Genomic DNA, 20,351 nt, shown 5'->3' with positions numbered 1-20,351 from the left:
TATGTGACCCTTTTGCAAGAGCGACTTTGCGTGCCCGACCCAGATAGATTATTTTCCACCAACGAGCGCATGACTCTGGCGGGCGTACCCGCCGGCTATCGCCCCCTGCTGCTGACGGAGATCGCAGCACGGGCCGAACGGCGGACGATGTTCGTTGCCACCGACGACGCCGCGATGAGCGCGGTGGTCGAAGCCGCGCGCTTCTTTGCGCCGGAGCTGGAGATTATCGAGTTTCCCGCCTGGGACTGCCTGCCCTACGACCGCGCCTCGCCGGCGCTCCATACGACGTCCGACCGGCTGGCGGCCCTGGCCCGGCTGGCGCTCCCCTGCAGCGGGGCGCAACTGCTGGTCACCACCGTCAACGCGATCACCCAGCGGGTGCTCGCCCCGGAACGGATGAAGGAATTTGTCACCCATCTGGCCCCCGGCACGATTGTCGAGCAGGAAAAGCTGATTTCCTTCCTCTACGCCAATGGCTTCGTGCGCGTCGACACCGTCGCCGACAGCGGCGAATTTGCGGCGCGGGGCGGGCTGATTGACCTGTTTCCGCCCGGTGCGGCGCTGCCGGTGCGGATCGACCTGTTCGGGGACGAGATCGAAAGCCTGCGGGAATTTGATCCCGCTGACCAGCGCACGGTCGGCAATATCGACAGCCTCGACCTGCTGCCGGTGTCCGAATTTCTGCTTGATCCCGACAGCATCACCCGCTTCCGCACCCGCTATCGCGATCTCTTCGGGGCCGTGGCCACCGGCGACGCGCTTTATCAGGCAATCTCCGAGGGCCGCCGGCTGGCCGGGATGGAGCATTGGCTGCCGCTGCTGGAGGACCGGCTGGCGACGATCTTCGACTATCTCGGGGACGATTGCGTGGTCCTGCGCGATGCGGCCGGATCCGCCGCCGTGGAGGCGCAGTTTTCCGCCATCGCCGACTATCACAAGAACCGCGTGGAAGCCGACAAGGCGAACCTGTCGAGCTATCGCCCGTTGCCGCCGGACATGCTCTACCTGACGCCCGAGGAATGGCGGTCGCGCGAGCAGGACGCACCTATCCACCTGCTGAGCGAATTTGACGAACCGGAATCGGCGAACGTGATCTCGATGGCGGTGTCCTCGTCGCGGGACTTTTCCCCGGAACGCGCGCGCAACGAGAATATCTACCGGGCACTGGGCGCCCATCTCAACGCCCTGACCAAGGCGGGTCGCACGGCCATCGTCGCGAGCTACAGCAAGGGTTCGCGGGCGCGGATCTTCGACCTGCTCAAGGACCACGACGTCAAGGGCGCGGTGCTGTGCGACGACTGGGCCGCCTGCCGGGCGGCGGAAGCCGGGGTGGCGCTGACGGTGCTGCCGCTCTCCTCGGGCTTTCGCGCGGACGATCTCGCGTTGCTCACCGAGCAGGATATCTTCGGCGACCGGCTGGTCCGCAAGTCCAAGCGGCGCAAGAGCAGCGATGCGTTCATCGAGGAACTGTCGGCGCTGAGCCAGGGCGACCTGGTGGTGCATCTGGAACATGGCATCGGCCTGTACGAGGGGATCGTGTCGATCCCGGTCGGCACCAGCCCGCATGACTGCGTGCATCTGAAATATGCCGGCGGCGACAAGCTCTACGTCCCGGTCGAGAATATCGACGTGCTCAGTCGCTATGGCGAGGGCGGCGATAGTGTCGTGCTCGATCGGCTGGGCGGCGAGGGCTGGCAGCGGCGCAAGTCGAAGCTGAAGGAGCGGATCCGGGCGATTGCCCACGAACTGCTGCGGACCGCTGCCGCGCGCGCCCTGCAGCCGGCGACCCCGGCGCGGGTCGATGCGGCCGAGATGGCCGGCTTTGTCGACCGCTTTCCCTATCAGGAGACGGATGACCAGCAGCAGGCGATCGAGGAGGTGCTGGGCGACATGGCGTCGGGCAAGGCGATGGACCGGCTGGTCTGCGGCGATGTCGGCTTCGGCAAGACCGAGGTCGCGATGCGCGCCGCCTTTGCCGCGGCGATGGCCGGGATGCAGGTCGCCATCATCGCCCCGACGACGCTGCTCGCGCGCCAGCATTTCAACAATTTCGAGGAGCGGTTCCGGCCGTTTCCGCTGAAAATCGGGCGATTGTCCCGGCTGGTTTCGCCGGCAGAAGCGAAAAAGACCAGAGACGGCCTGACCAGCGGCGCGGTCGACATCGTCATCGGCACCCACGCGCTGCTCGCCAAGTCGATCGAATTCCAGCGGCTCGGCCTGATCATCATCGACGAGGAGCAGCGCTTCGGCGTGACCCACAAGGAACGGCTGAAGGCGATGAAGGCCGATGTCCATGTGCTGACGCTGACCGCAACCCCGATCCCCCGGACGCTGCAGATGGCGATGACCGGCATGCGCGAACTGTCCGTGATCCAGACGCCGCCGGTCGACCGGCTGGCGGTGCGGACCTATGTCATGCCGTGGGACCCGGTGCCGCTTCGCGAGGCCTTGCTGCGCGAACATTATCGCGGCGGCCAGTCGTTCATCGTCGTGCCGCGGATCGCCGACCTGCCCGACATCGAGGATTTCCTCAAGAAGCACGCGCCCGAACTGACCTATGTCGTCGCCCATGGGCAGATGGCACCGGCGACGGTGGAAGAGCGGATGTCGGCCTTTTACGACCGGAGCTACGACGTGCTGGTGGCGACGACGATTGTCGAAAGCGGCCTCGATATTCCAAGCGCCAACACGCTGATCATCCACCGGGCGGACCGCTTTGGCCTGGCGCAGCTCTATCAGCTCCGCGGCCGCGTCGGACGGTCAAAGACCCGCGCCTATGCCTATATGGTGACACCCAAGGACCGGGTGATTACCGAAAAGGCCGAGAAGCGATTGAAGATCCTCGGCGATCTCGACAGTCTCGGGGCGGGATTTGAACTGGCCAGCCATGATCTCGACATCCGCGGTGCCGGCAATCTGCTGGGCGACGAACAATCGGGTCACATCAAGGAAGTCGGCTTCGAGCTGTACCAGTCGATGCTGGAAGACGCGATATTGGAAGCCAAGGCCAAGGGATCCGGCCTGCCGATCCAGACCGACAGCTTCTCGCCGCAGATCACGGTCGATGCTCCGATTTTGATTCCGGAGGAATATGTTCCGGACCTTTCGCTGCGCATGGGCCTTTATCGCCGCATGAACGGTCTCAAGACGCTGCCGGAAATCGAATCCTTTGCCGCCGAGATGATCGATCGCTTCGGCGATCTGCCGGTTCAGACAGACAATCTGCTCAAGCTGATGCATATCAAGATGAACTGTGTTCAGGCCCAGATCGCGAAGATCGAAATGGGTCCGAGGGGCGCACTGGTGACGTTCCGGAACGACAGTTTCCCGAACGTCCAGGGGCTGCTCGACTATGTCGAGCGGCTCAAGGGAACGGCCCGCATTCGGCCGGACAACAAGTTGTTCATCGAACGCAAATGGCGCGACCCCAAGTCCCGCCTGCACGGCCTGACACAGCTGACGACGGGACTTTCAAAACTGGCTCAGCGCGCCGCCCGCTAGTTGCTGCGCAAGGCAAAGGCCTCGAATTCGTCAGGAGACAGCGGCCCGGAACGGAGAAATCCCTGGAAATATTCGCAGCCCTGCGCCGCCAGGGTTTCAAGCTGGGCTTCGGTTTCCACGCCTTCGGCAATCACGCTGAGATCGAGGCTGTGGGCCATGTCGATGATCGAACGAACCACGACCTGATCCTTCTGGGAGCCTGCGATGTCTCCGGTCAGGCCGCTGTCGATCTTCAGATAGTCGACCGGCAATTGCTTGAGATAGGCAAGGCTGCTGTAGCCGGTACCGAAATCGTCGATCGCGATGCACATGCCCGCCGCCCGCAACTGGTGCAGCTTTTTGGCCGATGCCGACAAATTTCCGATCAGTTCCGACTCGGTGATTTCCAGTGTCAGCCGTCCCGGGTCGAAACCGGCAGTATCAACCTGTCCCAGAAGGTCGTCCCCAAAGGAAGCCGCAGCCAGGTCGCCTGCCGTGACGTTGATGGAAAGACGGAGAAAGCCGATACTCTCTGGCCAGCTTGCCGCCAGGGATAGGGCCTGCTTGTGGATTTGCGTCGACAGCGACTCCATCATGCCGGCCCGTTCGGCAACCGCAAACAGGGTCGAGGCCCCCAGCAGGCCATATTCGGGATGTTCCCAGCGCGCGAGCGCTTCCGCGCCGACCAGTTGCCCGGTATCAATCTGGATTTGCGGCTGAAAGGCGATCACGATTTCGCCGCGACCCATGGCCCCCGCCAATTGCCCTTCCAGCACCTCCTCGAGATGCACATCGGCTTCCGACATGTCGCTGAAATTTATCGGCAGGGCATCTGCCGCGGTCGCTTCGGCAAGCGCAAGCACCGCCTTGCGGATCAGCGTATTTTCGCTGGAACGATGATTGCCGATCGCGACCCCGGCGCGCGCCACGGGGTTGATCTGGCGCTCTTCCAGCTGAAACCCTGCATAGGCAACTGCAATCAGGTCATTTGCAAAATCGTGCACCATGGTCTCGTCGGCGTTGGTGATGGCCACGAGAAAATTCTGGCCATCCAGCCGAGCGACCAGATGCGGGCCGTCGTGCTGACGCTTCGTGTACTCCATCAGCCGGTGCCCGACAACGCGCAGCAACTGATCACCGGCATTGCGCCCGAAGGCGGCGTTGATCATCCGGAAGTTCTTGATGCCGATGGCAATCAGGGTCAACTGGCTGCCAGACGCCAGCTTCTCCTGAATCCAGGAACGGGCCGAGGCCGTGTTGCGCAAGCCGGACAAGAGATCGCGCCCGGTCCAGTCCTCGTCGCCCGCCATATCGCCGAGAAATTCAATTCTGCCAAACAGCTGCCCGTCTGCCTCGTGCAGATGATGGACCACGGACCGGCCATTCAGCCGGTGAGGCACCGCTGCTTGCCTGGCGCCATCGCGCAAACGCCCCATGGCCCCCCGAACGCGCTTGCGTTCCTCCGCTGACAAGGTCCGATAGATTCCGGTCACCGGATATTGCCGAAAATCAATTGCCCCGCCAGCGCTGATCATGCCGTCGCTGATCCAATATTGCGTCAGCGACCCCAGGGTCATCGACCATTGCAGATCGGCGGATGTCAGCAGCGTCTGTTCGCGGCTGGTGCGCTCGGCGCCGCCTCTGAAATTTTCGACATAACGGAAGGCATAGCGGATCGCCATGTCGAGACTGGCAGCATCATCGGCAAGATCGAGATAATGGGTTGCACCGGAATCCAGGCATTGCCCGAGGATAGCGGGATCCTGGCTGCTATCGAGCAGCGCCAGGATCGCGATGCCACTTTCAGCCGCGCTACCCGACAAATCGGCAATCGCGTCGCGGCCGTCGCGTTCCGAACCGCGCACATCGATCACTGCGATCATGGCTCCCGCCGAGAAGAAGCGGCTGCGCAGGTTCGCAAGCCGCCGGGCAGAGTGCACCCGCCAGCCGAAGGAGGCAATTTGTGCTGCCAGTGGATCGCGCTGCTGGAAAGACAGCAGAAACAGATTCCCGGGTCCGGTCGGGCGCACCGTCGAGATGGCTAATTCTTTGACCGCAAAACTCCTTGAACCGGATATAGATATCGCCGGCTGCTGCCTGACACCTATCTTTTTCCGTAGCAGGGAAACCTTTATATGGCGTTGCCTGCGCATGGCAATATCGCTAGCCTTGCGACTTTGGATCAACACGAGGCGGCCCATGCAAGACGGTTTTGGACGCAAGATTGACTATCTGCGGATTTCGGTCACCGACCGGTGCAATTTCCGCTGCCAATATTGCATGTCCGAGAAGATGACCTTCATGCCGAAGTCGGAGTTGCTGACTCTGGAAGAAATCACCCTGATTGCCGAACGGTTCATCGACCACGGCATTCGCAAGATCCGGCTGACGGGCGGTGAACCCCTGGTCCGTCGGGACATGAAGGACGTCATCCAGCGCCTCGGGCGAAAGGTCGCATCGGGTGAACTGGACGAGCTGACGCTGACCACCAACGGATCGCTGCTGAGCGAATATGCCGACCATCTGGCTGCGCACGGCGTACGGCGGATCAATGTCAGCATGGACACGCTCGACCCCGCCCGCTTTGCCGAGATCACTCGCGGCGCAGAGGTGAAAGTCGTGCTCGACGGTATCGAAGCGGCGCAGGCCGCCGGCATCCGGGTCAAGATCAACATGGTCGCGCTGCGCGATTTCAACGAGCCTGACCTGCTGCTAATGGCCGAATATTGCGCGGCCAACGGCCATGACCTCACCATCATCGAGACCATGCCGCTGGGCGATGTCGGCGCCGACCGCCAGCTTTCCCATATTTCCGCGGACGAATTTCTCGTTCCGTTGAAGGACCGTTATGGCGTTGCTCCGATCGCGCACCGCAGCGCTGGCCCGGCGCGCTATGTATCGGTCGAGCCGCTCGGCCTGCGGCTCGGTCTGATCACGCCGCTGAGCAACAATTTCTGCGACGATTGCAACCGGCTGCGTCTGACGACGGACGGAAAAATATTCATGTGCCTCGGGCACAATGCGCATGTCGATCTCCGCGCAGCGGTGCGCAAACAGGGTATCGCCGCCGTTGACCAACTGCTCCAACAGGCTCTAAAGCTCAAACCGCTGCGGCATGATTTCAATGCCCAGCTCGATGGGTCCGCAGAGATATTGGAGCGTCACATGAACGTCACGGGCGGATGACCAAACGCAAATGGGCACTGATTGTGTCCCCTACCCAGCCGGCACAGCAGGCGGCGGAGAAGCTGCAATCCATGGTTGAATGGGTGCCGGTCGAAGAAGCCGACCGCGCCGTCGTGCTCGGCGGCGACGGCTTCATGCTGCAAACATTGCACCAGATGCTCAACCGCCGGGCGATCATGCCGGTCTATGGCATGAACCTGGGGACGGTCGGCTTTCTGATGAACAACTGGCATCTTGACGATCTCCAAGAGCGGCTGGCCAAGGCCCGCGCGTTCAAGGTCAAGCCTTTGAAAATGGAGGTAGAGACGATTTCCGGGGCCAGTTTCACCCTGCCCGCGATCAACGAGGTGTCGCTGCTGCGCGAAACGCGGCAAACCGCGAAGCTGGAGATCGAGATCAACGGCCGGGTGATGATGGAGGAACTGGTCTGCGACGGCGTACTGATCGCTACGCCAGCCGGATCCACCGCCTATAACCTGTCCGCCAACGGTCCGATCCTGCCGCTGACCTGCAACCTGCTGGCGCTGACCCCGATCAGCCCGTTCCGGCCACGGCGATGGAAAGGCGCGATCCTGCCGGACAAGATGGAGATCAGCATCCGGGTGCTGAATCCCGAAAAACGGCCGGTCAGCGCGGTCGGCGATCAGCAGGAAGTCCGCGATGTCAGCCGGGTCAAGGTCGCGATCGACCGCACGCAGGCGCTCACCATGCTGTTCGATCCGGAGCACGCGCTGGATGATCGCATCGCCATGGAACAATTTGTCGTTTGATGGCTTGCAGCCTTCAAATCTCGTTGCTATAGGCCCGCTTCACCATGAAGTGCTCGGCCAAAAATCGAGCCTGTTCCCCGATAGCTCAGTGGTAGAGCATTCGACTGTTAATCGAATGGCCGTTGGTTCGAATCCAACTCGGGGAGCCACTCCTTTTCTTTAAAGATCTGAATAATAAAGGTTTTTTAGAGCAAGTAAGGTGGTGTTCCCACATAAGTTCCAACACCCAATTTTTATTTCCTCGCTCAAATCTAATTTCCTTTGCTCAGTTCCGATTCGCACAAAAAAGCCCCCGTCACCAATGCGGCAACAGGGGCGCTTTTGTTTGTGCCATTAGAACAAGGACGTTCAGCTAGAATCCGGTTTCATGCTCGCGCCCGTCATGTTCGCACCCGCCGGGATCGCTTATCGGACAGCCAGGCCCGCGATAGCCGTCCGGATGATTCATGCCGTTCATATCCGCAAATTCATCCTCGCAATAAACGCCGTCCTGTTCATCGCCGTTCGCTTCCAAGTCTGGATCGCCGTCATATGCGTCCAGAAGCGCAACGCTGATTTCAATAAACGCCTCCAGCTTCTCGCGGTCGAGGTCGCCAAGCAAGCGCAATATCGGCGCAACGGGCTTCATGCCGGGGGCAAGGGTGATTGTTGTCTGGTTGCCCATTATACCAGCCCCCCAAGACGTTCTGCATCTTCCCGCATCGCGTCCAGCATCGGGTTTACAATCTCTTCGATCAATGCGCGGCAATCATGCAGTTTGAACAAGCGCAGCTTTTCGGCAAGTGCAGCATGGTCAGGCGCGGCCATGCCCATAACTATTTCCAGCCAACTCAGTTGAGCACTGGAATATCCGTCCAGCATTTCGTTGGAAGCATTATCGCCAAGCGCGTCCAGGTCGGCCATCGCGCGTTTCAATGCAGCTTGAGCGTTGTTCCAGTTCTCGGCTGTTGCGTTGGCGGATTCCGGGTGTAGGGATAATTTAGGCATAGTCTGATCTCCTTGGGATCGGGTTATGTTTAGGGGGTCGGGCGGCTGCTACCGCTCGATTCCCCGTTTAAGTATTATTTTGAAGGTCGCGCAAGATGGCGGGCATGACTGAAAGCCGGGCCTCTGTCGGAAACTCTTTAGTGAGGATAGCGTAAAGTTCGGTCATGTCGGAATAGGCGGGGTTTTGACTCTCGCTCATTGCGACTATCCCCTTGGCGATAGCTTTTCCGATTAGTAGATGCTTGCGGCCAGGGTCAATATCGGCAGGGTCGATTTTCTCTGCCTCAGCTTGCATTTCCTCCCAATCTGCCATTCCAGCTTTAAAGCCAATGAGCCGCCGCACGGATTCGCTACGATTAGGAATGTCAGGCTGCTTGCGCCGCCATTCGTCTAGGTGCTCCAAGTCCTCAGTCGAAAGCACGATTTGGAGTCGTTCGGTTTTCTTTCCAGCCATATCATCAATGTAAACTATTTCACCCATTACTCAACCTCCTTGTGTTTGTGAGTATACGCAACATACACATATTACATACAACGTCAAACGCAATTAATCGAGCGGTGGTCTTTCCGATGGTGCGGTGAATTGCTTAAGCAGTTTGATGGGCGCGGCAACAATCAACATACAGTGGACACTGACGCCACCGTCATTACCCAAAAACAAGCGGCGCGTGATGCAGGTTTGTCCGAACGCCAACAAGTCACCGCCGTTCGAGTTGCCAACGTCCCCGGCGGCTTTTGATACCCGATTTCAATCGGGACATTCTGGCGCGATTGAACAACTGCCCTTGCCTCCAATAATTCTGCATAACGGCGCAGATGCTCGTCCCGCTGATCTTTGGTCAGGCTGCCAAAACCCCGTCAACGCGCTGAGAGAGGCTTTCTGGGGCTTCCATCGGCGCAATGGGCAAGCCAACCGCATCCGGCCATTTATGAATGTCTACATCCGCTGTGACCTGGCGCTTTGTGACTTCCAATTTCTCAATGCTGCCGCCGATGCCGTTCACGCCGTCAAGTGCGGGGTCCATTGCGGCGAACGGGGCGCGGCGCTGGGCATCCATAAGCTTAATCATTTCATCATCGCCGCCGACAGGCTCGCGGCGATTCAGCTTGTCCATAGCCGCCTGCACCTCCGGAGTATTAACGCCGGTACCGAAGAAAAAATCGAGCTCTACAACTTCAAAGGCGTCGGCAAAACCTTCGTCGGCGGTATTGGAACAATAGAAAATTCGGATGCTTTTGGTTCGGCTACACCAGGCCATGGCGATGAGGCGAACGAACGGATCATCGCTGCCATGCAATTTCGCCTTTTCGATAAAATGCTTGCAAGCTGTCGGAAGTTTCCGCTGCAAGGCTCGGACATTTTTGGGCGGATCGGCGACGAAATCGTTGATCAGAAAAGGCAAATGCCCGCCGATAAGTGTCGCCCCGACAATGGCCGGAAAGTTAGCTGCCAGAAAAGCCTTGCTGCCGAAAGCCAGCACTTGTCCGGTGTTGGTATCGACATGGGCGGTATCCGTGAACATATAGCCGACTTTGCCTTGCTTGAAGGCGTTGATGACCGTCATCCTATGCGCCTGGCTGCGAAGTGCCGGGACGGTGCGCTGGCGATGGCCGCTGTCGATGCCGCCGATGCCGCAGACATCCCGAGCGCAGCGCCTACGGGTGGAATTGCGAGCGACAAGGCAACGACGCCTGCGATCATGCCGATGGTTCTAGCTACTTTTGACATTTATAATCCTTTCATTTTAATTGGTTCGCCTGAATTTTGAATTGTGAATGTGGAAAGTTTTGGGCTGCCTCGGTGTCCCGTTCTTTCGTGCCGGAAAGGCGATATACCCCCCGTCATCAGTTTGGCTTATCTGGCTTGGCGATCAGGTCATCACCTAAGAATCCGTCCTGCATTTCTCGGCTCAATTCGTTGCGCCGTGCCCGGTCGCCAGCGTTCGGCATTTTGGCGACACTGTGAATCCCCAGGGTGCGGCGGTAGGCTAGGACCATATTGAAAAGCGTGGAGACGGCTTTAAGCCGGGGGTTAACCTTCGACTGCCCATCAGCGACGATGACAATGGTGCCCTCGGTAGTCATCAATCGCGTCTGCTCGTTAAGCTGGTGCAGCGACCAAGCAAACAATGCCGCAATGTCGATTTCATGGGCTGTCCATTCTGAATTGGCTTTCTCGGCAATGATGGAATCAAAATGCAGGGTCTCGGTTTCGTCAAGCGGGATATGCGCCGGGGGCGTGATCTTTAATCCCGCAGCTTGCGCGATTCGAACATGATTGCTGGGTGCCGTGATGGGAGATCGCTTCGTCATTTTATCTAAAATCCAAGGTCAATATAGGAAGAAAGGTTGCAGCCGGTTTCCGGTCCGTTGGTGGGAGAGGTAAAACTATCCCCCCCGGCTCTTGAACGCTATGAGGTCAGGTTCCATGTGCAGATTGTTGCCGCGTAGATGAACGCCCTTGTTAATCATGGCTTGGACTGACCGCGTGATTACATGTTGCCGCTCAATCGGTGATAGCTTAATTCCAGCCGCCGCAACGTCTGGCTTGTCGAGTCTGTTGGCAACGACAATCGCCAGTGCCGTTATCAGTTCGTCTTCTTCTGTCATGGCCGCTTCTCCAATTGGTCCAGGCGTCCGGCGATAAGCTCAATGGCTTGGTCGGTCTCTCTGGCTGTTGCCGCTAATCCAGCGGTCAGCATCAGGCCCGTTTCGTGGTCTTGCGATTTGGCTTCCGTAGTGTCGCAATCATCAATGGCTTTGAGTAGCGCACTGGATACCGGCTTGCCGTCAAGCGCCTTTGCCCAGTCTGATTCCGATAGTTTCACAACCCTGTGCTTGGGTCGAGCGTCCAGTTTCACTACTCGGTGCTGCTTACGTTGCGCCATATCGGCGGATTTGATTTGCGCGATAGATGCCTCGCCATTGCAAGCGATCGTGACCGCCGACAATTCATGCCATGCCCATCGCGTGAAACGCCGCCCGCCTGTTTTCAGCGGTTCGCTTTCCAGCGGCATGAAACCGATAGAGACCCCGCGCACAAGGCCCGATTTGATCGAATGCCAGGCTTCGTCAAGGCGGTCTTTCAACTTGCCCGGTTCCGCACCTGCGACCAGCTTGGCTACAAACTCAATGCCCGCCGCAGTCGCCTTGGCTTGCGTAACGTGGCCAATAGGCTTGTCGTGGTCGTGCTGCCATAGGAAGGGAAGCGGCAATGCAAACTCACCGCCAAGAGGCTCGACTGAATCGCCCACTTGGTCCAGTGTCGGAGTGGTTGCGATGCCGGATATTTCCCGCCTTTCGGGGTCAATCCCCTTAATGGTCAGGACACTGTAAGCGCGGGTCAAGATACTGATTCCTCTCCTACGAAACCATCCATGATGATTAAGGAATCTGCTCGCCGTAGCTCCCAATTGGCCTCGATCATTGCCATGATGGCAACGCCGCCTGATTGCCAAAGCGAAACCAGATTAGCGCCGGTCCCGTCTGTTGCGTCCTGCGTAGGCGCGGTGTCCATCTGGATCGTCCCCTGTTCCGACACTTTGATTTCTGCTGTATCCATGCCCGCATAGGCGATTGCTGCCGGGTCGACCAAGGCGAGCTGATAGTCGCCGGTTGCGTCATTTGGCAGGCCATTGCTTGCGATTGCAGGGATGCCGGCCAATTCACCGCCCCTTGCGCCGATGTTCGGATATGCCGCGCCGTTCAGTTGCACGAACAGTTGAGGCTTGCCGATAAAGACCGCTCGTGACAGATCGCCGCCAAAGCCAGAAACCATTGCTTCCAGATCGGTTTTGGTTGTGCCGGTCGCTGTCAAAGCGGTCAGGCCGTTTGTAACCGATGCCGGTTTGATGTCGGTGGTTCCAGAGTTGGTGGGGTCGATAAACGCGCTGTCCAGGGCTTCCACGCAAACGGTCAACAGGTCATCGCGCAACAGGCGGTCCGAGTCCGGTTCGTTCAAAAGTTCCTTGGTCGACACGGTCAACGCAACCAGCTTTTCCAGTTCGATTGTGCCGCGCTGATAAGAGCCGTTTGCGATTGGTGCGGGCAAGCCTTCACCTACCCAGCTTGCAGAAACGCTGCCGGTCTGCTTCAAATACGGGATGCGTTCTGGAATACGCCGCAAACCGGGAAGCCGCCCTATAATGCTTTCATTTCGTACAAGTTCCAGAAAGTCTGCTGCTGCCGCCCTGTAGTCGCCAAACAGGGCTGTTTGCGTCCCGGTCGAGTTAGCCACAACCGCCGATTTGGTGACGGCATAAGCTTTTGACTCGCGCCCCCAGCGATTAGCCGCCCAGTCTTCCGCTTCACCTTTTCCCGCCACCGCAATCGCCTGCGCTGCCCGAGCAAATTCTAGTCCTTTTAGCATTTCGTTTCGTCTCCTGTTTTTTTCAAAGTGGCACAAAATTGGGTGCCTTTCAGGGTGGCTGCGGGGGGTTGCGGGGGGTTGCGGGCAACTATTTTCACGCGCTCGCCAGATAATCGGCTAAATCGGTCAGGGCATACACTGGCCGCTGGTTGCGCTTAATGTACGGCAACCTACCGTCTCCGCCTCGCCAATTAGCAAGGGTTTTGGGTGCTAGGTCGATCAATGCCGCCGCATCGGCTTCCCGGACATATTCGCCAGTCAGCACAACGATTCCCTTTTCGCGGATCGCAGTTTTAATGTCCGCCAGCATGGCCTCGCTGTCGACCCGCTGCGCCCATCCGGTCCCGCCGCAATGGGGACAGTGGCGAATCAACCGCCCGGCCCAAGCAGCGCAACGATCTGGAAATCCGCTACAGCAGCGGCGATCTTGCCCGCCTTGGCTCGCTGGACGCCATGTCGCTGAAGATGCGCTGCGATTTCCCGCTGAGTCATCGGGCGGGTCAGATGGTCCAGCACGATCAACGCACCCTCACGTTGCGCAGGCGGCATGGCTTCCACGATTGAGGTCAAATTGCTCGGCATGATGTCGTCCAATTCCCCCGGCGCGAAAGTCCGGTGATGTTATGAAAAATGCCGTCAATGTTACGATTTATGCGAAGAAAGCCCCCCGCCGGTCCTGCTGCCGATGGGGTTAAATTCGTCCCATTCCCCCCCATGCGGGTTTGGGTGGCCAAGCCTCCAATCGAGTTTTGGGGAAACAAGAATTTCCCTGGGGCGTCGGCTTCCACTTCGGATGGGCAAATACCCACCCTTCCCCCCGCCCTTGCTTCACGGCTTCCGTATCCGGTCATCGGTTGCCCTCGCCAGAAACGGCAAAAACGCCGCCGGGTATTTTAGAAGGATTTGAGCCGGTTTTTTCAGGCTCCAAGACTGGGGTAGTGGTAACAGCTGTATGTGTATACGAATCGTCAACAACGAGTTTTTTAGAGATTGGCGATTTTGCGTCAGTTTTGGCGCTGTCGGTATACGAATTGTATACCGGTCTGGGTGCGTAAACCTCTTTTTTGTCGAGCGTTGTTTTCAAATCGTATACCGGTAAATATTCTTTGGCCTGCGCTTTGCGGTAATCTGCATGGGCGCGAAGACCCGCGTTCATTCGTCTGATCGCGTCTTTGTTCGTCGGTATAAAGTCTTTCCATTCGTTCGTTGCCGGTCCAAAGTTGGGCAAGAAATAATAGGTCAGTCGCCAGCATCGGGCGCGTGACGTCTCGGACGTTTTGATGCTGAAGTGAGCCTCTTTCGTCATGGCGATAAAGCCAGCTTCGATCAGGTCATGAAATGCGCGGCTTGCGCTTCCAAGGTTCGCAATTCCCATTCTTGCTGCACCATCTCGAACGGATAGCCAAAGCGAACCGTTGTTCGATCCGTTGTTCATCATCTCCAATTGAATCAAGAGCGCCCTCGCGTTAGGCGTCAGCGAGCAATATGCAGGTGAACGCAATATCTCGTGGTCAAACCTTGCAAAACGGGTTTGCGTGTCGGCATTTCTGCCATTTGGCAGCACCTTTGCTTTCTTGGACTTCCTAACCATTATGCCCCGTCAGATCGATGACCGACAACCCAGTGGCCTTAGAAAGCCAGCCCGCTGCCTGCCTGGCGGCGATGACGCCAGCATAGGTCTCTGGACGCGCTGCGCTGCCATCAAGCTGCTGTGGCGGCACAATCTGGACGCGATAGAACGGACCATCCCGGCGGATATGGATTGCGGGATTATTCATTGCCTGCACCCCGCATATTCTGCCGGGCGCGCTTTTTTGCCATCCGCATCATGGCACCCTCGCGGCCCGATTTTGAGCGCGAATGAACGACGCACAGCGGCTGATAATTTGATCGGACAGTCGGCCCGTTCAGGCACAGCGGAATGATGTGGTCGGCATGGGTCGCCTTGGTTTGCTTTCCATGCTTGGCGCACTCGCGGCAATAAGGCTCGTCTGCAAAAAGCTGCTTGCGGATTTTCCGGTGCGCCTTGCCATATCCCCTCTTTTCCGGTGGCTTGGGTTTGCCCCAGCGGTGGCGTTTGATTTCATCACCCATGGGTCACCGTGCCCGCGCTGAAATAGCGCCAGATAATCGCTTCGATTGCTGTGGTTCTTTGGATCGCCAGCGTTCCCGCAACGCGCGTTTCGGCTTGCCGATTCCATTGATTTTTGCTAGGGCTGCTATCTTCACCGCCAAAGTGATTTAAGCAGCCCGCCCGGTTTCCCCGGTGCGGGTTTTGCTTTTCAGTCATTACTGAATCTCCCCGAAGCCATGCAGGATTGTTTTGCCTTAAGATTTTGTGCTTCATGCGCGTAAGCGGTCGCCGCCACTTCAAGGGCAATCATGAAACGGCTGCAATCAGCATCCGAAAGCAGATCAGCAATCTGGCGAATCTCGGCAAAGGACATTGTGTGGCGATGACCCAGGGAATGCAGGAAACTTTCTGCCTCCGCCAAAGTCATTCCGTGAAGAGTGATAGGTTCGCTCATATCACGGCCTCCGCCTCGCGTTCGGCAACGCGCTCAGCGATCCAATGCTCGATTTCACTTTCTAACCAGGTGTTGCATGAACCCAGTTTGACGGGGCGGGGAAACTCACCCCTGCTAATCATGTCGTAAATTTTTGATTTTTTGAGACCGATATAATTTTCAACAGTCTCAAGTCTTAAAAGCCGTTTGGTCATTCGCTTGTCTCCGTCTGGTTGCTGACGGAAGACTAAGTAAAACGTTCAAGCGGTCATTTGCCCCCACGTGACCATTTATTTTTTACGAAGAATTCTGCGGATACTTCCAGGGGAGAGATCGAATTTTTTTGCCAAACTCTGGACGACGACTGGCCTGTAACTTGAATCTCGATTTTCCATTATCGAGGAATAATCCGTACGTATTTGATTGTCGCGCGGTTCATAACTGGCTCGCTTCATGGCGGCTCCTAGTGCGCTTCCAGACATAACGCCGTCACTCCGTGTCACATCCTTCTGCCAAAGGGTTTTCATCCGCATTTCGGCCCAAAGGCTTCCGACAGCCAACGCAGCATTTACAGCTGGCCAAACTTGGTCGGACTCAACATAATTTTCTGCAATTTTTGCCTGGATCAGTATCTGGTGCAGATACCAGCCGATTGTCTCCCGTTCTTTGAAAACTTCCTGTCGTGCCTTCATATATTCGGCTTTATCGGTGGGCAGACCATCGTTAATTTTCTTAAGCTCTTGCCGCATTTGTTCGATTAGAGGCCCATTGGCACCCCACGGCATATTTTCAGTTTTCCACTGTTGATTGAGAGCACCTTTAAAGGCTTCCATCAATGCTTCTGGACCATCGCCTTCAACGGAATATTGCATAGACGTTTTGGTGGTTTCAGTCATGCTGGAGCCGACTGTGCGCTTGATCTTTCTAGGCATTAATCGCCACCACATTATCCCCGCCAAGTGATAGCGAGGGTGCAGCATAATACGCCCAAGCATCCAATAGCGTCCGCCTAAGTTCCCTCAGATCGCTTCGCAAATATGCCTGTTCGGTTGCGGTCCCGACTGTGTGAGCCAATGCCATTTCTGCAACGGCATACGGGATTGTCGGCATTTTTTCCGCGGCCCAATCCCGAAACGTAGAGCGGAAGCCATGCACGGTTTCGGACCGCCCACTGTCGCGCAGCATTTTGCCCAATGCAGCGTCTGTAAGCACCTTTCCGCGCATACTGGGGAATATGAGCCCAGTGTCGCCCGATAGACTTGCAGCACGGTCCAGGATGGCAATCGCGGCTTGGCTCAATGTCACAGTATGTGCCTTGCCATTTTTCATTATGCTGCCGGGGCGCTTCCACTCCATATCTTCCCGGTCGATTTGCTGCCATTCGGATTTACGAACCTCGCCGGAACGCGCGCCGGTCAATATCGTAAACAGCAATGCAAGCCTCGCTGGCGTGTCTTGTTTTTGCAATTCGGTCGCCAGAAATTCAGGGAGTTCTTTATACGGCATCGACCGAAAGCCTTTGCTCTCTGGTTGCTTTGCCAGCCCGTCAGTAATTTCTTTGGCAAGGGGAACGGGTGCGGATCTCCAGCCATGCGATTTTGAGAAGCTGAGCACCTGTATAATCCGGTGTCGAACCTTGCGCGCTATTTGCGGTTTTTCGGTCCAGATTTTGGCGAGCGTCGCTGTCACGTGTTCAGATTCTATTCTGTCCACTCTATGTCGCCCCAGTGTCGGGAAGGCATGGTTCTCCAAACTAGACAGAAACTGCGCGCCGGTTTTATCACCCCAACCTTTGCCCAGTTCGGCTAGCGTCCGGTTTGCAGCTTCCTCGAAATTTGGTATTTGCAATTTTCCTTTGTCGCGTTCGGCAATCGCGTCTTTCCCCTGCCTTGCTAGCTTTCGCAGGTGCGCAGCTTTTTCGCGCGCCTCGCTTAGTGTCAGGTCGATGTCAGAGCCTAAACCAATATCTTGCCGCCGCCCGTCATATTGGACGCGCAGCACATAAGAGCGAGCGCCACTGGGTTTGACGCGCAGATAAAGCCCGTTGCCGTCCCCATGCACCCCAGGTGGGGCGTTCTTTACTTGCAATGCAGTTAGTCTTTTCATCGTGGAGCCATCTTCCCAGTTCCCACATAAGTTCCCCAGTTGTGAACCGGATTTGTGCGGTTGTCAATGGATTGTTATGGAAGGACAATCGCTCTAAACACCTAGAGTTACTAGGAATAATTGGATAGATATGGAAAGTTGCGGAAAGGTGGCGAGGTCCAACTCGGGGAGCCATTTTTTCCATGGCTGTTTTTCCGATCATCGCAAGCTCACCAAGACGGCAGCCATCGAGCGCCAAGAAATGCGGGGGATCAGTCCGTCAGCGGGCGCCGCTTTCTGCCAATCTCGCCTTTTCGGCACGGATAAACTCTTCCATGCTTGCCTCCATAACCGTCAATGGCACGGCGCCGAGCGCAAGATAGGCGTCATGGAAGGGCCGCTGGTCAAAGGCGGTTCCCAATTCTGCCTCCGCCCTCGCGCGAAGCTTGCGGATGCTCATCTCGCCCAGCTTGTAGGCGAGAGCCTGTGCCGGCCATGAGATATAGCGGTCGACCTCGGTTTCCACATCGCGCTGGGCAAGCGCAGTATGGCTTGCCAGATAATCGATCGCCTTCTGGCGGCTCCAGCCCTTGGTATGGATGCCGGTGTCGATCACCAGTCGCACGGCGCGCCACATTTCGAAGGTCTGCCGGCCAAACTCCTCGTAGGGGGTCTCGTACATGCCCAGCTTGGTGCCCAGCCATTCGGTGTACAGCCCCCAGCCTTCGCCATAGCCGGAGAAGTATATATCCTTTCGGAATTCGGGGCGGTCGGGCGCTTCCAGTGCTACCGCGGCCTGAAAACTGTGGCCCGGGATGCATTCATGCAGGGCCAGCGCGGTCAGATTGTAGAGAGGGCGGGATGGCAGGTCGTAGGTATTGAAAAGGCAGCTTTCCAGCCCTCCCCGCCCCGACGTGTAGACCGGCGCGATCGCATCGGGAACCGGCCGGATGGTGAAACGATAGCGCGGCAGGAATCCGAAACTGTCCTTGAGCTTGCCGTCCATTTTCTTCGTCACATAGGCGGCAGAAGAGAGGAGTTCGCGGGGCGTCTTTGCGTAAAATTGCGGATCGGTCCGCATGAACTTCAGAAACTCCGGAAAAGTCCCGTTAAACCCGGTTGCCTTCATCGTCGCCCTCATGTCGGTGTCGATCCGAGCCACCTCCCGAAGGCCGATCTGGTGAATTTGTTCGGCGGACAGATCCAGTGTCGTATAGAGGCGGATCTGATCCTGATAAAAGCGCTCACCGTCCGGCAGCGAATGGGCGTCGATCGAGTTTCGCGCGCCCGGCATATATTCCTCCCGCATGAAGCGCAGCAGCGATTGATAGGCCGGAGCGACCACGGTCTCGATGATCGTCAACGCCTCGGCGCGCATGGCTGCCTGGTCCTCTGCCGGTATGGAGTCGGGCATGGCCCGGAAGGCGTCGTAAAACGGATTGTCGTCACCGGTCATGGTGTAGGCTTCAATGGTGGTATCGCGACCCTCGATACCGACCCGCGGCACGGTATAGCCGCGCGCCAGACCGGCCCGCATGTTGGCGATATTCTCGTCAAAATAACGGGGGATGTCCTTCATGCGTCCGAGATAATCCTGATAGCGAACGGCGTTTGAATAGCCGGTCCGCGGGTTCAGACCGCCCCAGAAAAACGTGTCGCTGTTGAACGGCGCTTCATAGGTTCTATATTCGAGGCTGTTGACCTGCTCCCAGATCATCTGGCGGAATACGGCGGCGTTGACCTGTTCCTCCCGCGAAAGCTGATCGAGGGGGATGGCATCAAGCTGGCGCAGCACATCCTGCCAATAGGCCAGCCGCCTCGCCTGTGTCTCGGCGCTTTCGCTGGGAAAGCGGGCGCCCTGCACCCAGCGATTGTCGTCCCTGACCAGGTGGAATTCCTGGTGTCGCCATTCGGTCTCGGCCTCATATAGCGCGCGCAATCTTGCATCCAGCGGCCCCGGTTCAGCCGCCCGCGCGGTTTCGGTGGCGCTGTCCTGGGCCACAGCCTCGGGCGTCAGACACAGACTTGCGGCCCCGAGTGACAAAGAAATAGCGATGCGCGATATCGTCATGACGGGACCCCTGATCCAAAAAAGCTGTGTGATGACCATAGAGGCAGGACGGGTCGCCAAGGTCAAGTCTTCTCCGCCGTTGTCAAAGGGAAACCCCGCCGCAACGGAACTGGCAACCTCAGGTCAGCAATAGTCGCAGCGCGACGTAGAGGATCAGCAGCGCGGTCAGCCGGCGGATCCAGATTTCCGGGAGCGCCTTGCTGGCCAGGACGCTGCCGATCTGGCCGCCAAGCAGCACGCCGACGAACAGGGGCCAATGAGCGAGAACCGTCTCGCCGCCACTGCCGAGGCCGGATTTTGCCAGTTGCCCGCCGAGACCGGCAACCGAATTGACCAGGATGAAGACGCTGGCGGTCGCGGCGATCCGCCGGCTATCGGACCAGCGTGTCAGCAACAGGATCGGGGCGAGGAAAATACCGCCGCCGATGCCGACCATGCCGGACAGGAACCCGATGCCGGTGCCGATCGAAGGGGCAAACATCCGGTGACCGGTCCAGCCCCTCTTTCTCCCTGCTGCCCGCCGGACAAACGGTTCCACCAGCAGCAATATCCCGGCCACGGCCAGCGACAGGCCCAGCAGCAGGAGGAAATTTTCCTTGTCGATGACCATCCGGCCACCCAGCCACGCGGCCGGGACGGACAGGATCAGGATCGGCCAGATGCGGGGCCAGTCGATCAGGCCGCGGAGCTGGAAGCGAATGGTGCCGCCGGTGACCACGATGATGTTGCACAAGAGGGCAATGACCGGCAGCGCCCGGTAGTCGAGATCTGCCAGTGCCAGCAGCGCGATATAGGTCGAGCCGCCGCCAAAGCCGACGCTGGCGTAGAGCGCCGCGGTCAGCGCAAACAGGACCGCGAGGCCGAATATGCCGATCGCCATCTCAGCTTGCGCCCGC

General features: G+C 58.1%; 26 protein-coding genes and 1 tRNA gene. 6 read left to right on the top strand and 21 right to left on the bottom strand.

Annotated elements, in window-relative coordinates:
- Positions 1 to 30: 30 nt before the first annotated feature.
- A complete protein-coding gene (gene mfd, locus V7650_RS03630; protein WP_442955250.1) occupies positions 31 to 3,501 on the top strand; it encodes a transcription-repair coupling factor in 3,471 nt (1,156 codons plus the stop codon).
- Here the strand turns inward: mfd and V7650_RS03625 are convergent.
- Positions 3,498 to 5,363, bottom strand: coding sequence for a putative bifunctional diguanylate cyclase/phosphodiesterase (locus tag V7650_RS03625; RefSeq protein WP_335654868.1), 1,866 nt, complete (start codon positions 5,361 to 5,363; stop codon positions 3,498 to 3,500). The genes mfd and V7650_RS03625 overlap by 4 nt on opposite strands.
- Before the next feature lie 316 nt (positions 5,364 to 5,679).
- Here V7650_RS03625 and moaA point away from each other — a divergent pair, with 316 nt between their 5' ends.
- The 3 genes from moaA to V7650_RS03610 all read left to right on the top strand — a co-directional run bounded on the left by moaA (position 5,680) and on the right by V7650_RS03610 (position 7,585).
- Positions 5,680 to 6,666 (top strand): GTP 3',8-cyclase MoaA, encoded by a 987-nt coding sequence (gene moaA / locus V7650_RS03620; protein ID WP_335654867.1) that lies wholly within the window; start codon positions 5,680 to 5,682, stop codon positions 6,664 to 6,666.
- Complete coding sequence (locus V7650_RS03615) at positions 6,663 to 7,436, top strand: NAD kinase (RefSeq protein WP_335654866.1); 774 nt, start codon at positions 6,663 to 6,665, stop codon at positions 7,434 to 7,436. Before moaA ends, V7650_RS03615 begins: the two co-directional genes overlap by 4 nt.
- 74 nt (positions 7,437 to 7,510) lie before the next feature.
- Positions 7,511 to 7,585, top strand: a tRNA-Asn gene (locus V7650_RS03610).
- Positions 7,586 to 7,788: 203 nt separating this feature from the next.
- On the opposite strand, the gene V7650_RS03605 is transcribed toward V7650_RS03610, so the two are convergent.
- From V7650_RS03605 to V7650_RS03595, 3 genes are all read right to left on the bottom strand, one after another.
- The gene (locus tag V7650_RS03605; RefSeq protein WP_335654865.1) at positions 7,789 to 8,100 is read right to left on the bottom strand and encodes a hypothetical protein; all 312 of its coding nucleotides are present in this window, start codon (positions 8,098 to 8,100) and stop codon (positions 7,789 to 7,791) included.
- On the bottom strand, positions 8,100 to 8,423 hold the full coding sequence (locus V7650_RS03600; protein WP_335654864.1) for a hypothetical protein: 324 nt from the start codon (positions 8,421 to 8,423) through the stop codon (positions 8,100 to 8,102). The genes V7650_RS03605 and V7650_RS03600 overlap by 1 nt, the downstream gene beginning before the upstream one ends.
- Positions 8,424 to 8,490: 67 nt before the next feature.
- Positions 8,491 to 8,904 carry a hypothetical protein gene (locus V7650_RS03595; RefSeq protein WP_335654863.1) on the bottom strand — a complete coding sequence of 138 codons (414 nt, stop codon included), beginning with the start codon at positions 8,902 to 8,904 and terminating at the stop codon, positions 8,491 to 8,493.
- A 102-nt stretch (positions 8,905 to 9,006) separates the two neighbouring features.
- Here V7650_RS03595 and V7650_RS03590 point away from each other — a divergent pair, with 102 nt between their 5' ends.
- Positions 9,007 to 9,162, top strand: coding sequence for a hypothetical protein (locus tag V7650_RS03590; RefSeq protein ID WP_335654862.1), 156 nt, complete (start codon positions 9,007 to 9,009; stop codon positions 9,160 to 9,162).
- 100 nt (positions 9,163 to 9,262) lie between these two features.
- On the opposite strand, the gene V7650_RS03585 is transcribed toward V7650_RS03590, so the two are convergent.
- Positions 9,263 to 9,988: a hypothetical protein gene (locus V7650_RS03585; RefSeq protein ID WP_335654861.1), complete on the bottom strand. Its 726-nt coding sequence runs from the start codon at positions 9,986 to 9,988 to the stop codon at positions 9,263 to 9,265.
- A gap of 42 nt (positions 9,989 to 10,030) precedes the next feature.
- On the opposite strand from V7650_RS03585, the gene V7650_RS03580 reads away from it, so the two are divergent.
- The gene (locus V7650_RS03580) at positions 10,031 to 10,192 is read left to right on the top strand and encodes a hypothetical protein (protein ID WP_335654860.1); all 162 of its coding nucleotides are present in this window, start codon (positions 10,031 to 10,033) and stop codon (positions 10,190 to 10,192) included.
- Positions 10,193 to 10,268: 76 nt separating this feature from the next.
- Here the strand turns inward: V7650_RS03580 and V7650_RS03575 are convergent, their stop codons facing one another.
- The 16 genes from V7650_RS03575 to V7650_RS03500 form a co-directional block, all read right to left on the bottom strand.
- Positions 10,269 to 10,736, bottom strand: coding sequence for a hypothetical protein (locus V7650_RS03575; protein WP_335654859.1), 468 nt, complete (start codon positions 10,734 to 10,736; stop codon positions 10,269 to 10,271).
- A 75-nt stretch (positions 10,737 to 10,811) separates the two neighbouring features.
- Positions 10,812 to 11,033 (bottom strand): hypothetical protein, encoded by a 222-nt coding sequence (locus tag V7650_RS03570; RefSeq protein ID WP_335654858.1) that lies wholly within the window; start codon positions 11,031 to 11,033, stop codon positions 10,812 to 10,814.
- Positions 11,030 to 11,770, bottom strand: coding sequence for an HK97 family phage prohead protease (locus V7650_RS03565; protein WP_335654857.1), 741 nt, complete (start codon positions 11,768 to 11,770; stop codon positions 11,030 to 11,032). Before V7650_RS03565 ends, V7650_RS03570 begins: the two co-directional genes overlap by 4 nt.
- Positions 11,767 to 12,792, bottom strand: a complete 1,026-nt coding sequence (locus V7650_RS03560; protein ID WP_335654856.1) for a phage major capsid family protein — start codon at positions 12,790 to 12,792, stop codon at positions 11,767 to 11,769. Before V7650_RS03560 ends, V7650_RS03565 begins: the two co-directional genes overlap by 4 nt.
- A 94-nt stretch (positions 12,793 to 12,886) precedes the next feature.
- Positions 12,887 to 13,102, bottom strand: a complete 216-nt coding sequence (locus V7650_RS03555) for a hypothetical protein (RefSeq protein WP_335654855.1) — start codon at positions 13,100 to 13,102, stop codon at positions 12,887 to 12,889.
- Positions 13,103 to 13,161: 59 nt separating this feature from the next.
- Positions 13,162 to 13,374: a hypothetical protein gene (locus V7650_RS03550; protein WP_335654854.1), complete on the bottom strand. Its 213-nt coding sequence runs from the start codon at positions 13,372 to 13,374 to the stop codon at positions 13,162 to 13,164.
- Between the two features lie 265 nt (positions 13,375 to 13,639).
- Positions 13,640 to 14,383, bottom strand: a complete 744-nt coding sequence (locus V7650_RS03545; RefSeq protein WP_335654853.1) for a hypothetical protein — start codon at positions 14,381 to 14,383, stop codon at positions 13,640 to 13,642.
- Entirely contained in the window at positions 14,376 to 14,570 is a 195-nt protein-coding gene (locus V7650_RS03540; RefSeq protein WP_335654852.1) for a hypothetical protein, read from the bottom strand. Before V7650_RS03540 ends, V7650_RS03545 begins: the two co-directional genes overlap by 8 nt.
- Positions 14,563 to 14,886, bottom strand: coding sequence for an HNH endonuclease (locus V7650_RS03535; RefSeq protein ID WP_335654851.1), 324 nt, complete (start codon positions 14,884 to 14,886; stop codon positions 14,563 to 14,565). Before V7650_RS03535 ends, V7650_RS03540 begins: the two co-directional genes overlap by 8 nt.
- Entirely contained in the window at positions 14,879 to 15,082 is a 204-nt protein-coding gene (locus tag V7650_RS03530) for a hypothetical protein (RefSeq protein WP_335654850.1), read from the bottom strand. The genes V7650_RS03535 and V7650_RS03530 overlap by 8 nt, the downstream gene beginning before the upstream one ends.
- Positions 15,075 to 15,320 (bottom strand): hypothetical protein, encoded by a 246-nt coding sequence (locus tag V7650_RS03525; protein ID WP_335654849.1) that lies wholly within the window; start codon positions 15,318 to 15,320, stop codon positions 15,075 to 15,077. Before V7650_RS03525 ends, V7650_RS03530 begins: the two co-directional genes overlap by 8 nt.
- Entirely contained in the window at positions 15,317 to 15,514 is a 198-nt protein-coding gene (locus V7650_RS03520) for a helix-turn-helix transcriptional regulator (RefSeq protein ID WP_335654848.1), read from the bottom strand. Before V7650_RS03520 ends, V7650_RS03525 begins: the two co-directional genes overlap by 4 nt.
- A 75-nt stretch (positions 15,515 to 15,589) precedes the next feature.
- A complete protein-coding gene (locus tag V7650_RS03515; RefSeq protein WP_335654847.1) occupies positions 15,590 to 16,195 on the bottom strand; it encodes a hypothetical protein in 606 nt (201 codons plus the stop codon).
- 28 nt (positions 16,196 to 16,223) lie between these two features.
- Positions 16,224 to 17,405, bottom strand: coding sequence for a tyrosine-type recombinase/integrase (locus tag V7650_RS03510; RefSeq protein WP_335654846.1), 1,182 nt, complete (start codon positions 17,403 to 17,405; stop codon positions 16,224 to 16,226).
- Between the two features lie 259 nt (positions 17,406 to 17,664).
- A complete protein-coding gene (locus V7650_RS03505; protein WP_335654845.1) occupies positions 17,665 to 19,455 on the bottom strand; it encodes a DUF885 domain-containing protein in 1,791 nt (596 codons plus the stop codon).
- Positions 19,456 to 19,573: 118 nt separating this feature from the next.
- The gene (locus V7650_RS03500; RefSeq protein ID WP_335654844.1) at positions 19,574 to 20,335 is read right to left on the bottom strand and encodes a sulfite exporter TauE/SafE family protein; all 762 of its coding nucleotides are present in this window, start codon (positions 20,333 to 20,335) and stop codon (positions 19,574 to 19,576) included.
- Positions 20,336 to 20,351 lie beyond the last annotated feature (16 nt).

It is taken from the genome of Parasphingorhabdus sp., assembly GCF_036964565.1.
Taxonomy (GTDB): Bacteria; Pseudomonadota; Alphaproteobacteria; order Sphingomonadales; family Sphingomonadaceae; genus Parasphingorhabdus.
The sequence above is the reverse complement of the archived record's forward strand: the minus strand, read 5'-3'. Positions and strand labels throughout refer to the sequence as shown.

Coding starts and splice junctions, on each gene's coding strand:
- V7650_RS03555 (WP_335654855.1), bottom strand. CDS start 13,102: ATGCTGGCGGACATTAAAACTGCGATCCGCGAAAAGGGAATCGTTGTG.
- V7650_RS03605 (WP_335654865.1), bottom strand. CDS start 8,100: ATGGGCAACCAGACAACAATCACCCTTGCCCCCGGCATGAAGCCCGTT.
- V7650_RS03505 (WP_335654845.1), bottom strand. CDS start 19,455: ATGACGATATCGCGCATCGCTATTTCTTTGTCACTCGGGGCCGCAAGT.
- V7650_RS03625 (WP_335654868.1), bottom strand. CDS start 5,363: ATGATCGCAGTGATCGATGTGCGCGGTTCGGAACGCGACGGCCGCGAC.
- V7650_RS03500 (WP_335654844.1), bottom strand. CDS start 20,335: ATGGCGATCGGCATATTCGGCCTCGCGGTCCTGTTTGCGCTGACCGCG.
- V7650_RS03560 (WP_335654856.1), bottom strand. CDS start 12,792: ATGCTAAAAGGACTAGAATTTGCTCGGGCAGCGCAGGCGATTGCGGTG.
- V7650_RS03550 (WP_335654854.1), bottom strand. CDS start 13,374: ATGCCGAGCAATTTGACCTCAATCGTGGAAGCCATGCCGCCTGCGCAA.
- V7650_RS03580 (WP_335654860.1), top strand. CDS start 10,031: ATGGCCGCTGTCGATGCCGCCGATGCCGCAGACATCCCGAGCGCAGCG.
- V7650_RS03570 (WP_335654858.1), bottom strand. CDS start 11,033: ATGACAGAAGAAGACGAACTGATAACGGCACTGGCGATTGTCGTTGCC.
- V7650_RS03545 (WP_335654853.1), bottom strand. CDS start 14,383: ATGGTTAGGAAGTCCAAGAAAGCAAAGGTGCTGCCAAATGGCAGAAAT.
- moaA (WP_335654867.1), top strand. CDS start 5,680: ATGCAAGACGGTTTTGGACGCAAGATTGACTATCTGCGGATTTCGGTC.
- V7650_RS03525 (WP_335654849.1), bottom strand. CDS start 15,320: ATGAGCGAACCTATCACTCTTCACGGAATGACTTTGGCGGAGGCAGAA.
- V7650_RS03585 (WP_335654861.1), bottom strand. CDS start 9,988: ATGACGGTCATCAACGCCTTCAAGCAAGGCAAAGTCGGCTATATGTTC.
- V7650_RS03600 (WP_335654864.1), bottom strand. CDS start 8,423: ATGCCTAAATTATCCCTACACCCGGAATCCGCCAACGCAACAGCCGAG.
- V7650_RS03530 (WP_335654850.1), bottom strand. CDS start 15,082: ATGACTGAAAAGCAAAACCCGCACCGGGGAAACCGGGCGGGCTGCTTA.
- V7650_RS03575 (WP_335654859.1), bottom strand. CDS start 10,736: ATGACGAAGCGATCTCCCATCACGGCACCCAGCAATCATGTTCGAATC.
- V7650_RS03540 (WP_335654852.1), bottom strand. CDS start 14,570: ATGAATAATCCCGCAATCCATATCCGCCGGGATGGTCCGTTCTATCGC.
- V7650_RS03535 (WP_335654851.1), bottom strand. CDS start 14,886: ATGGGTGATGAAATCAAACGCCACCGCTGGGGCAAACCCAAGCCACCG.
- V7650_RS03515 (WP_335654847.1), bottom strand. CDS start 16,195: ATGACTGAAACCACCAAAACGTCTATGCAATATTCCGTTGAAGGCGAT.
- V7650_RS03615 (WP_335654866.1), top strand. CDS start 6,663: ATGACCAAACGCAAATGGGCACTGATTGTGTCCCCTACCCAGCCGGCA.
- V7650_RS03520 (WP_335654848.1), bottom strand. CDS start 15,514: ATGACCAAACGGCTTTTAAGACTTGAGACTGTTGAAAATTATATCGGT.
- V7650_RS03510 (WP_335654846.1), bottom strand. CDS start 17,405: ATGAAAAGACTAACTGCATTGCAAGTAAAGAACGCCCCACCTGGGGTG.
- V7650_RS03595 (WP_335654863.1), bottom strand. CDS start 8,904: ATGGGTGAAATAGTTTACATTGATGATATGGCTGGAAAGAAAACCGAA.